Source organism: Desulfurobacteriaceae bacterium (assembly GCA_039832905.1).
Taxonomy (GTDB): domain Bacteria; phylum Aquificota; class Aquificia; order Desulfurobacteriales; family Desulfurobacteriaceae; genus Desulfurobacterium.
This window is the reverse complement of sequence record JBDOLX010000030.1, coordinates 21,651-32,986: the sequence shown is the minus strand read 5'-3', so window position 1 is coordinate 32,986 and position 11,336 is coordinate 21,651. Positions and strand designations below refer to the sequence as shown.

Genomic DNA, 11,336 nt, shown 5'->3' with positions numbered 1-11,336 from the left:
TCAAGAATTTCGCCGTCAGGTATTAAATAGTCTCTTCCTACTTGAGTAGCCCCCAACTTCCCCTCATAGATCCAATTCCTTATAGTTGCCTCAGACTTCCCCAAAATTTCTGCTACTTCTTTTATTGTGTAGAAGGTTATCCCCAATATCTTCTTCACTTCTTCTTTCTTCCTTCTTATTTGCTTTATAGATAGGTATTATAGAAAATATCTATTGAAAATTAAGAAAAAAGTTGAAAGATAATTCTTTAGCTTAATACTTTTTTCGAAAAAGACTTAAAAATCTAACTTTTTCCACTTGACAACATCAATGGTTAGGGCTTATAGCTATTCTTCCAAGCTATACCTTATAGCTACCTCTATTTCTAAAGTCTCTCCTTTAAAGTTTTGAGGTAAGGGAGGAAAAGAACATCTACTTATAAGTTCTAAGGCTGCTTTATCAAGTATTTTCTTTCCACTGGATCTAAAAACTTCTACCTTAAGAACTTTACCTTTCTTATTTACAATAAACTTAATCCAAACTTTCCCCTCCATACCAAACCTTTTGGCAAGTGGTGGATAGAACTTTTTTCTTTCTATTTCTTGAAGAACAAGAGATATATAAGCTTTCTTATCAAACGGTTTTTCTTCAGATTTTATCGGAGTATTTAGAAGTTTATTTGAGGGCTTACTTTTTTCTGGAGCTTGTATTGTTTTAGCTGCTAGCTTTTCTTTCTTAGACTCAACTTCGCGACTTTTCCTTTCAGATTCATTCTTTTGAAATCTTTTTTCCCTTTTTTCATTGAAACTATGACTACTCTTATTAAGATCAGATTCTTTTTCTCCTTTTTTTCTATCCTGTCTTTCAACTAAGCTTTTCTTTTCAAAATTTTCTTCCTTGAGAACTTTAACCTTTTTCCTGTAGGAAAGTTCTTTACTAGCAGTTTCTTGTTTTTTAATCTTTGTTATTTTCCTTTTCTCCTTTCTTTTTCTTGAATTTTTCACAATCATTCCTTTTTTATTCTGTTTTCCTTTTGTTGTTAACTTTCTCAAAGGTTTAGTTTTTAGAATTTTCGTCTCTATATTGTCAGAAAGTTCTATGAAGACCAATTTCTCTTGGTTTTGCTGAATAGGAACAAAACTAGAAAACTCCAAGTAAGTAAAAAATACAAAAATAATAGTCAGATGAAAAATTAAAGAGAAAAGGAAAGAGAAGATAAAGTTTATTTTCATTTATCTTATTTAACTGAACTTCTCTTCTTTCTTGATGATTCAAAGAAATTCCTAAGTGCTTCTTTATTGTTTCCTTCTATTAGTTTCTCTACTTCCTCTATCGAAGCTTTAAATGTTTTCAAAGCTTTTAAAATATTCTCTCTATTTTCTATACAGATATCTCGCCACATAACAGGATCACTCATTGCTATTCTTGTAAAGTCCCTAAAACCCCCTCCTGTGAGCTTAAAGAGGTCGGTACTTAGTTCGTCAGAAAGCTTACTTATTGCATCAACTATTGAATAGGCAACAACATGAGGTAAATGGCTTACTGCTGCAAAGACTTTATCGTGGTAGAAAGGATCCATTTCTATTACGGTAGATCCAAGTTTTTCCCATAAGGCCTTTATCTTTCTTAAAGCCTCTTTATCAGTATTCTCAGTAGGAGTAACTATAAACTTTGCACCGTTGAAAAGATTCTCTACGGCATTTTCCACACCGGATTTTTCCGTCCCAGCGATTGGATGTCCTCCTACGAAAGGAGCAACTCCTCTTAGAAGTTCTTCACACATATAAACAAGATGCCCTTTAACACTTCCAAGATCTGTAACTATAGCACCTTCCGATATGTAAGGTTTAAGCTGTTCTATTACCTGTTTATAGACTCCAACTGGCACAGCTAAAACTATAAGATCCGCGTCTTTTGCAATGGAATGTTTAATACTTCCTGAATCTATTACCTCAAGATCAAGCCCCTTCTCTATAGTTTCAGGACTTATATCTACTGCTGTAATCTTACCTGGGAAACCATGGAGTTTTAAATTGAGAGCAAAAGATCCTCCTATCAGTCCAAGTCCTACTATGCATATTTCCTTAAATCCCCATTCCAACTTATCTCTCCATAGACTTGATGATTGAAATTATTTTACAAGAGTTTTCAAGAGCACTTAAGTTTCTCAAGGCTTCCTCTATTGATCTACCTACGGCAAAAGGTCCGTGTGATTTTACTATAGCAGCAGGGGATTTTGTCAAAAGCTCTGGAAGTTTCTCCGCAACTTCGTATGAAGATACAACTTCTTTTGCCGATAAAACGGGAACGGTTCCAAGAATTAATTTTCCTTCAGAATCAAGAGGTTCTACTTTATCATAAAGAAGAGAACAGGCAACTGTATAAGGTGAGTGAGCGTGAACTATCCCCTTTACCCAAGGAAGTTTTTTGTAAATTGCCCTGTGAACCTTTAGTTCAATGGAAGCTTCTTTATCAACTTCAGGGTTGTCTTCCAAAGTTGTAATAACAATATCTTCAGGTTCTAAAAAGCCAAGCATTTTTCCTGATTTTTTAATGAGAATATAATTGTCAACTCTCATACTTATATTACCACCATGAGTATCAGTTAAACCTGACTCGAAGATAACCCTTCCTACAAAAACAAGTTTTCTCTTTTCCTTTTCAAAAGTCATTTTTACCTCCTTGGTAAAACAAAAAAAGCCGCCACTAAAGGCGGCTTTACTTGAAACATAACTTAGAAGTTATTTTTTCTTAAGCCTATTCATAGCGATTTGAATACTAGCTCTTAGCCTGTCAATAGCAATTGCAAGTTTTGTAACTTCATCTTTAACTTCTTCCTCTTTGAGACCTCTGACTCTAAGGTCTATGTCAAGCTTTCCAAGGCTAATATCATGAGCTGCTTTTGTAAGTCTCTCAATAGGATCAATAATATCCTTTTTAGCTCCCCACCAGAAGATTGCGAAAGCAAGAACTAAGAGTGCTATGTTCCATATATCTATGAGGGAAACAGCTGTCGAAATAATACTTGGAGGAAGAATTGTCACACTAACAATACCTCTAAGTTCTCCAACCTTATAGTTAATAGCTCTTTCTACGTTATCACCATATTTAGCCTTCAAAGCTTTCATAATTTCTGGTGGAATCTGATCAGGAGTACCGTGACACTTGAGACATCCTTCCTTAACGTAGATAGCCTTTGCAAATCTAAATTTTTCTCCTTCCCAGCTCCAGTACTCTCCTATCTTCTTGAACTCAGGATCAGAGTTTATCTTTTTAATAGCCATACTTTCCCATTTATCCGGTTTTCCTTCAGGAGCCATGTATCTATCGGAAACAACTTTAAAAGTCCACCCATATTCAGCTTTAGAAAGTTTTGAAAGTTCCCTTGTTGCAAGAGCAGGGTTGTGTAGATAGAAGTGAACATCTCCTAGATCCGCTAGAGTTTCATCAGTCTTGTATGCCTTCACAGTACCATTAGAAGCTTCTATTTCCATGAGATATCCGAACTGAGGATCATACTTATCTCTTGTCCAAACTCCACCGAAGCTTGCAGCCCACTTACGGAAGAGAAGAATTTGTTGCGCAATACTTCTACCCTGAGATACAAGACTCTTTTCGTAAGTTTTATCAAGCAAATGAACGAAAGATACAGCTGAAAGTGCTATAACTACTATAAAGACTAAGAAGACTTTAACGGTAATACTTAGATTTTTGAGCATCAATCACCTCCTAGCAATATTTTTGTAAAGTCCTCTTTAAACCTTTCTCTACAACTTTCACCGTTAATAAAACAAGATTCCGGTATCTTGGACACTAAAATATCTACGAACTTTTGAACTTGACTAACGGAAATTTCACTTATACCAAGTTCATCCATAGTTTCATCTATTAGAAACTCTCCCATTGGTCCCATAACTTCAAGAAGTATTGATCTAATCTTCTCCATTTTCTCAGGAGATACATATTGACCCGCTATATTCTCTTTATTGGAAGAAACAATCGTTTTTTCTTCTCCTGAACTAGCTGGAGAAATTATTCCCTGATTTAGCAAATTGGACAAAACATTTATGCTGTCCTGAAGGGGAAAGTTAAGAAAAACAATATCTCGTGAACTTTTTCCTTTTACAGCTTCAACAAAAATCTTCCAGTCTTCTTTCCTGAAACATACTTCTTTGCTTTCAAGACTTTCAGAAAGAGTAAAAGACAAATTATTTTTTAGTATATCTTTAAGTTTTGGAGGCATTTCATCTACTTCCTTAGTAAAGTCCATCATTATGTTCATTGTATCTCCACTTCCTATTTCCTCAACATTTATGGATTCTTCTATAAAGTGAAATTCTCCTTCGTCCTGCAAAGATAAAAAATGGAGTATAACTTTTGCAGCGTCAAAAATATCTACTTCCTTGTTTACTACTTTGTTCCTAAGTTTCTCAAAAAGAGGAATTGCAGATTCAAAATTTACAAATTTACCATCTTTAAAGTAGACTGTAATCCTTCCTTCTTCTGTTTTGAAGTTAACTTTTCCTTCTTTGCGTCCAAGGGCTACTATTTGGAGCAAATCCAAGATTTCTGACGTGGACTTGAAACCCCCTTTAAGTTCCATCTTAACCTCTCCATTTTTAAATTCTATACTTTTGCAATTGTATAATTGATTTTACAATATTAGAAGCCCAGGAGGGAACATTGGGAACTTCAATAAACCAAGATGTTAAAGCCGGAAACAGTGTATACCATATTCAGACAGAGTACTACAAGGCTTCAGGAAAGATAGTCACAAATATATTTAAAGATGGAATGGCTATAAAAAGGTTAGAGAAAGCAATTCCTAATGAAGAAGGAATAGATATAGATGAAGAGGTTAAGGCTTTTCATAAAAGCATTATAGATAGACTTACCGGAAAGGTTCCAAGTGTTAAGAAAGCTGCTAAAACCTTCTTATCCTTCCCAGAAGAGAAAATTGATGAGGTTTTGAATGTCATATTCCCTTTCTTTGGTATAGCTTCACAGTTAACGGTCAAGGATGCTCTGGAAAAATCCCAAACGGTAGAAGAGTTTATAAGAAACATAATTAGTGAATTGCCAGAAGAACTGAAAGAGGAAGTCCGTAAAGAATTAACAAAGATTTTGCCTGGATCTAAGGAAGAGACAAAAACAACTACCACAAGCAACGCTGATTTGGAAAAGTTAGATATGGATAAAATCTTAACTATTCTCTCAGATTACTTTGGAATAGCTGCATCGCTGGTTTTTGAGGAAGCTGTAGAAGTATGGAAAGAGAAAGGAGGAGACTACGAAATATTAGTTGAGATAATCGTAAAAGAGTTGGAAGACAAGGAAGCTCAAGAAGAACTTAGACAAAGACTTTTATTCGTGTAAAGCAAATTCAATACTAAAAGGTTTATTTACAACTTCAGAAAATTTCTTAAGACTTTTCAAGTTTTCGTGAGATAAGTTGAATTCAAGGTGAGAAAGATACTTATAACATAGCGTAGTGGGTAAGTTTAAACGGGAAGAGTAAACAGTGGCAATTTCTTGTAGGGACTTAAGTCCAATGCTTCTAGAAAGTTTGAGACGTCTGTAAAAGTTTATTACCTTTTCTCTTTTCTTTTCAAAGCTATCTTTTCTCACAGCCCAAAGGGCAAAAACAAACGGTAAACCAAAGAGGTTAAACCATTCTTCCGCAAGATCATAAACAAAAGGAAATTTTTTAGCTTGTGAAAATTTTAAAGCGTCATCACCTATAACTAAGAGGGCAGTAGGATTTTTAGGAAGATTTCCTTCCTTTAAAGAATAGTACCTATAGTTTGGTTCTACACCGTAAATTTCCTTTAAGATAAACTTTAAGAGTTCTTTAGAAGTCATAGAACTTTTGGTTAACCAAACGTCTTTACGGTGAAGCTGATGAATGGGAACATTTGAAAGAAAAAGAACGCTAAATACTTTCTTCTTAGCAGAGATAGAGAAATTAGGAAACAGAAGATATTTTTCGCTGTTTAAGATGTATTCATAAGAAGAGATAACAGAGATATCAAGTTCCCCATTCCTAAGCATTTGGTTAAGTTCAGATGGAACACTTTCCACAAACTTTATGTCTTCGGTTGGAACTTCTCCAGTAAAGAATCCATAGTAGACGGGAATAGTATTTAAGTACTCTATCTTTCCAACCTTTAACATCTATCCTTAACCCTTTCTAAGGTTCTACAAACAGTGCAAACAGAACTTGTTGTAGGCATCTTGCAGATTTCACACTCTTTGAGTTCCAAGGAGCTTTTTAGTTCTCTTTCAAAAATAGGTCTAGCTTTCTTTAAGAATTCTTTATAGAAACGAAGTTTTGTTCCAGGCATTTCATGTTCAATTAATGCAAGAGCTCTTTTATATATACGAGAAGTTGCTTTTTTCGCATTTGGACAGCCACTATCTAAATACTCTATTCCATTTAAAATTGCATAGCTCACGATTTCTTTTTCTGTAAAGAACACAAACGGCTTTACCTTTCTTGCAAAACCGTTACTCTCTGGTAGAACCGGATGTTGCCTACCAAGGTATCCTATCTCCCATCTTACTGTGTTGGAAAGCAGAAGGGCAGATTCATCATCTAAGTTATGTCCAGTAGCCACAACTTTAAAACCTTTTTCCTTACAGATTTTGTTCATAATATACCTTTTGAAAGTTCCACAAACAGAACAAACATCCTTCCTTCCACTGCCTTTTGCAATTTCTTCTATCGTATAACCGAAACTTTCCTTAAGATTGAAAACAATTAAAGGTCTACCTATCTTCTCCGAGAACTTTCGGCAGATTTCTAAGGAGTTTTTTGAATAGTCCCATTCCTCTATACCTAAGCTAACATGAAAACCGTAGGTTTCATAGCCAAGTTTATGAAGAACCAGCCAAAGTGATAAACTGTCTTTTCCTCCAGAAACAGCTACTAGAATTTTCTCAGATTTGCTAAACATCTTAAAGTTCTTTATTGTTTTCGCAGTCTGTTTTTCAAACCACTCAATGAAATGTTCTTTACACAAAGCTAACCTATGGTGTCTAATGTAAATTACAGCCTTATTTCTCTTACCTTTAGATTTGCATATCCTACATAACATCTGCTTACCCCTTACAAGTCTTTGTAAGCTTTTAATATTTCATCAACCGTAGTTGTAGCTGTGCCAAGTTTTCCTACTACTATTCCGGCTGCTAAATTTGCAATTTCTCCAGCCTCAGTAGGTGTTGCCCCTACGGATATTGCCAAAGTGAAAGCACTAATTACCGTATCTCCTGCTCCTGTTACATCAAAAACCTGTTTAGCCCGCGTAGGAATGTGTTTCTTAAAATCTCTTCCAATAACAGATAGTCCTTTCTCACTTCTGGTAATTACTGCATAATCTAACTTAAATTTGTCTATAAGCAATTTACCGGCTTTTTCCGCTTTTTCATCACTAATAGGTTCTATCCCTACTGCCTGAAAAGTTTCTTTCATATTTGGGGTCATAGTAGTTATGTCTTTGTAAAAAGGATAGTTTTTCTCTTTTGGATCTAAAGTTATGGGTCTTTCTTTTTTTACTTCTCCTGTGATTTCAAAAAGGCTTGGAGTAATGACACCCTTTCCATAATCAGAAATTATTATTGCATCAAATTCTTTATAATTTTTAGAAATCATCTCAAGAATCTGATCAGAAATCGAAGCTTTTACATAGTCTTTGTTTTCCCAGTCAACTCTTAAAAGTTGCTGAGAACCAGCTACAATTCTCGTCTTTACAGTTGTAAGTCTATCATCATCCTCTATAAGCCAAGAAGTATTCGCCACTTTTTCTAAAAGCTTCTTTAGAATTTTTCCTTTCTCATCGCTTCCAACGACTCCAAGAACCCAAACGTAAGCTCCTAAGGAGCGAAGATTGGCTGCAACATTTCCAGCTCCTCCTAACCTAAGGGTAATATCTCTAGCATCAACTACCGGAACAGGAGCTTCTGGTGAGATCCTTTCAACCCTTCCAAAGATGTACTCGTCAAGCATAAAGTCACCAACTACTAATATTTTTCTACCTTCAAACTTTTCTAATATCTCTTCTCTAAACATTACAAAAGCCCCTCTTTCTTAAAACTAAAGAAAGAATCTTTTCCAAGAATAACATGGTCCAAAATTTCTATGTCGAGAAAGGAAGCACACTCTAAAAGTTTCTGGGTAATTTCAATATCTTCTTTGCTCGGCGTTGGATCCCCTGAAGGGTGATTGTGAAACAAAATAACCGCTTCAGCCATATCTTTAATAGCAGGATAAAAAACCTCTTTGGGAGTAATTGAAGTAAAGTTACTCCCGCCTTTTGTTACTTCGTGGATAGAAATAAGTTTTCCTTTAGAGTTTAAAGTTAATAGTCCGAAAACTTCAACTTTTAGTCCTATCTGTTTTGCCAAAAGAATCTTAAATACATTCTCAGGAGAGGTTATCTTCGTAGAGAAATCTCTAAAAAATGTAACTCTCTTTCCAAGTTCCAAAGCAGCTATTAAAGTGATAGCTTTGGTTTTTCCAAGTCCTTTAAATGAAAGAAGTTCTTTTATAGAAGCATTTAAAAGTCCACTGAGACCATTAAAACAGTTGAGAACTTCTCTCGCTAGCTCTATGGCGTTCTTTCCCTTTACGCCTGTTCTTAGTAAAATTGCTAAAAGTTCCGAGTCTGTTAAGTTTTCTACTCCAAATCTCAAAAGTTTTTCTCGAGGTCTATCGGTCTCAGGAAGTTCCTTTATTGTGTAAAAAGAGTAAAAGGGGACAGAGCCCCTTTTATTGTTCTTCACCTTCCATTTCCCTCAGGACTTTCGCACATCTTGAACAAACATCAGGATACTTTTCATCCTTACCAACAGTTGTACTGTACATCCAACACCTTTCGCATTTAGTACCTTCAGCTTTCTTAATTTTCACTTTAAGATCTTCAATCAATTCCTCATCTTGAACAGCACAGGATGGTGCAGCAGCAAGCTGTTTAATCTCCACACCCGAGGTAATAAAGATGTAAGGAAGTTGATCTTTATAGCTTTCTAAGAACTCTCTAAGTTCCCCATCAACGTAAATTGTAACTAAGCTTTCAAGTGAATGCCCAATCATTTTGTGACTTCTTGCTTTTTCAAGAGCTTTATTTACTACAGATTTAACTTTTATTAAAGTTTCCCATTTTTCTAGAATCTCTCGGTCTAAATCTTCACAAAGAGGAGGAAATTCCTCTAAGAATACCGATTCTTTTTCTTTGTTAGGTATGTAAGAATAGACTTCTTCAGCTGTAAAAGACAGAATAGGAGCAATTAGAGTGGTAAGCCCATAAAGTATCCTGTAAATTGCTGTTTGAGCACTTCTTCTTTTCTTAGAATCCTTCGCTTCACAGTAAAGAGTATCTTTCTGAATATCAAGGTAGATAGAACTTAATTCATTCGCACAGTATTCATAAACGAGTCTGTATATTCTACTGAACTTGTACTCATTATAGGCTTTAATCACTTCATTATTCAAAATGTAAAACCTATTTATAGCCCACTTGTCTATTTCCTCGAGTTCCTCGTAGGATAAAGCTTTGTCAATAGTAAAATCGCTAAGATTTCCAAGCATAAATCTTAGTGTGTTTCTTATCTTTTTATAGCTTTCTGTAATTTGTCTTAAGATGTCTTCAGAAATTCTCACATCCTCTGTGAAGTTCTCGCTTGATACCCAAAGTCTTAGAATATCCGCTCCAAATTTATTTATGATTTCTAAAGGAGAAATAACGTTTTTTAAAGATTTACTCATTTTTCTACCTTTTCCATCAAGGGTAAATCCATGGGTTAAAACTGCTTTATAAGGAGCTTTACCCCTTGTTCCACAAGATTCTAAAAGGCTTGCTTGGAACCATCCTCTGTGTTGGTCAGAACCTTCTAGATATAGATCTGCTGGAGAAGAAAGTTCTTCTCTTCTTTCAAGAACGGCAGCGTGGGAGGATCCAGAGTCAAACCAAACGTCTAGGATGTCCATCTCTTTCTTAAAGTTGTTACCCCCACACTTTGGACACTTAAAACTAGGAGGTAGTAAATCTTTAGCTTCTTTTGTATACCAAGCGTCGGCAGATTCTTTTTCAAAGATATCTGCTACATAATCTGCAATTTCCTTAGAAAAGATTACCTCACCACACTCTTTACAGTAGAAAGCGACTATTGGAACTCCCCAAATTCTTTGTCTCGAGATACACCAGTCCGGTCTTTGCTCAACCATATTTTTAATTCTTATCTCACCCCAGCTTGGAATCCACTCAACTTTTTCTATTTCTTTTAGAGCAGTTTCTCTTAAGGTTGGAGAACCTTTATCCATAGAGATAAACCACTGGGGAGTAGCTCTAAAGATTACTTTTCCTTTACATCTCCAGCAGTGAGGATAGGAGTGTTCAATTGTTCCTGCAAAAAGGAGATTTCCAATTTCTTTTAGCTTCTCAATTATTACTTTATTTCCTTCCCAGATTGACAAACCTTTCAGCCATTCTGGGACTTCTTCTGTAAATCTTCCATAGTCATCTACAGGAACGAGGATTGGGAGACCATACTTTAAACCAACTTGATAGTCCTCTTCACCGTGCCCCGGAGCAATGTGAACAAGACCGGTTCCAGTATCGGCAGCGACGTAATCAGCAAGAACAACTTTTCCTTTCCTATCTATGAAAGGATGGATGTATTCTACTCCTTCTAAGTCTTTTCCTTTTATCGTCTTTACAACTTCTCCCTCTATCTCTGCTTTTCCTCTAAAGTCATCTAAAAGAGATTCTGCAACAATGTAGTATCTGTCCTTAGACCTTAGAAGAGCGTAGGTGAAATCTGGATTAACAGCTACCCCAACGTTTGCAGGGAGAGTCCAAGGGGTCGTTGTCCATATTACAAGGTAGGATTCAGAAGGCAACCCTAAGTCTTTATCATCTGTAATCTTAAAGGAAACATAAATGGATGGAGAAACTTCATTTTCGTATTCAATTTCTGCTTCTGCAAGAGCAGTTACACAGCTTGGACACCAGTAAACAGGCTTTTTAGCTCTGTAAACAAGTCCTTTCTTGTAGAATTTTCCAAGTTCTCTAACGATATCAGCTTGATACTTTGGGTCCATAGTTATGTAAGGATTTTTCCAATCACCGACAACTCCAAGTCTTATGAATTCTTCCCTTTGAGTATTAATCCAATTCTGGGCATACTCTCTACACTTTTTCCTAATTTCAACAGGATCAACTTCATCTTTTTTCTTTTTTATTTTCTGAAAAACTGCCCTTTCTATTGGGAGACCATGACAATCCCAACCTGGAACGAAAGGAGTTTGATACCCTTGCATAGCTTTTGATTTAATGATGATATCTTTCAAAATCTTGTTT

The 11,336-nt window shown here is 35.6% G+C and carries 11 protein-coding genes; 1 reads left to right on the top strand and 10 read right to left on the bottom strand.

Annotated features, from left to right (window positions below; genetic code table 11):
- Positions 1-326 precede the first annotated feature (326 nt).
- From ABGX27_01955 to ABGX27_01935, 5 genes are all read right to left on the bottom strand, one after another.
- Entirely contained in the window at positions 327-1,133 is an 807-nt protein-coding gene (locus ABGX27_01955; protein MEO2068261.1) for a TonB family protein, read from the bottom strand.
- An 83-nt stretch (positions 1,134-1,216) separates the two neighbouring features.
- On the bottom strand, positions 1,217-2,080 hold the full coding sequence (locus ABGX27_01950; protein ID MEO2068260.1) for a prephenate dehydrogenase: 864 nt from the start codon (positions 2,078-2,080) through the stop codon (positions 1,217-1,219).
- 1 nt (position 2,081) lies between these two features.
- Positions 2,082-2,651: a class II aldolase/adducin family protein gene (locus tag ABGX27_01945; protein ID MEO2068259.1), complete on the bottom strand. Its 570-nt coding sequence runs from the start codon at positions 2,649-2,651 to the stop codon at positions 2,082-2,084.
- A 69-nt stretch (positions 2,652-2,720) separates the two neighbouring features.
- Complete coding sequence (locus ABGX27_01940) at positions 2,721-3,698, bottom strand: DUF3365 domain-containing protein (GenBank protein ID MEO2068258.1); 978 nt, start codon at positions 3,696-3,698, stop codon at positions 2,721-2,723.
- Positions 3,698-4,582 carry a DUF4388 domain-containing protein gene (locus ABGX27_01935; GenBank protein MEO2068257.1) on the bottom strand — a complete coding sequence of 295 codons (885 nt, stop codon included), beginning with the start codon at positions 4,580-4,582 and terminating at the stop codon, positions 3,698-3,700. The genes ABGX27_01940 and ABGX27_01935 overlap by 1 nt, the downstream gene beginning before the upstream one ends.
- Positions 4,583-4,662: 80 nt before the next feature.
- Here ABGX27_01935 and ABGX27_01930 point away from each other — a divergent pair, with 80 nt between their 5' ends.
- On the top strand, positions 4,663-5,355 hold the full coding sequence (locus ABGX27_01930) for a hypothetical protein (GenBank protein MEO2068256.1): 693 nt from the start codon (positions 4,663-4,665) through the stop codon (positions 5,353-5,355).
- Here ABGX27_01930 and ABGX27_01925 read toward each other — a convergent pair.
- The 5 genes from ABGX27_01925 to ileS form a co-directional block, all read right to left on the bottom strand.
- A complete protein-coding gene (locus ABGX27_01925; GenBank protein ID MEO2068255.1) occupies positions 5,344-6,153 on the bottom strand; it encodes a menaquinone biosynthesis protein in 810 nt (269 codons plus the stop codon). The genes ABGX27_01930 and ABGX27_01925 overlap by 12 nt on opposite strands.
- Entirely contained in the window at positions 6,147-7,076 is a 930-nt protein-coding gene (locus ABGX27_01920) for an ATP-binding protein (protein MEO2068254.1), read from the bottom strand. Before ABGX27_01920 ends, ABGX27_01925 begins: the two co-directional genes overlap by 7 nt.
- 11 nt (positions 7,077-7,087) lie before the next feature.
- Positions 7,088-8,047 (bottom strand): D-glycero-beta-D-manno-heptose-7-phosphate kinase, encoded by a 960-nt coding sequence (gene rfaE1, locus ABGX27_01915; protein MEO2068253.1) that lies wholly within the window; start codon positions 8,045-8,047, stop codon positions 7,088-7,090.
- A complete protein-coding gene (radC, locus tag ABGX27_01910) occupies positions 8,047-8,760 on the bottom strand; it encodes a DNA repair protein RadC (protein MEO2068252.1) in 714 nt (237 codons plus the stop codon). The genes rfaE1 and radC overlap by 1 nt, the downstream gene beginning before the upstream one ends.
- The coding region (gene ileS / locus ABGX27_01905; GenBank protein MEO2068251.1) for an isoleucine--tRNA ligase at positions 8,747-11,336 on the bottom strand (2,590 nt) is incomplete at its 5' end. The genes ileS and radC, both read right to left, overlap by 14 nt.

Coding starts and splice junctions, on each gene's coding strand:
- ABGX27_01945 (MEO2068259.1), bottom strand. CDS start 2,651: ATGACTTTTGAAAAGGAAAAGAGAAAACTTGTTTTTGTAGGAAGGGTT.
- ABGX27_01940 (MEO2068258.1), bottom strand. CDS start 3,698: ATGCTCAAAAATCTAAGTATTACCGTTAAAGTCTTCTTAGTCTTTATA.
- ABGX27_01935 (MEO2068257.1), bottom strand. CDS start 4,582: ATGGAACTTAAAGGGGGTTTCAAGTCCACGTCAGAAATCTTGGATTTG.
- ABGX27_01925 (MEO2068255.1), bottom strand. CDS start 6,153: ATGTTAAAGGTTGGAAAGATAGAGTACTTAAATACTATTCCCGTCTAC.
- ABGX27_01920 (MEO2068254.1), bottom strand. CDS start 7,076: ATGTTATGTAGGATATGCAAATCTAAAGGTAAGAGAAATAAGGCTGTA.
- rfaE1 (MEO2068253.1), bottom strand. CDS start 8,047: ATGTTTAGAGAAGAGATATTAGAAAAGTTTGAAGGTAGAAAAATATTA.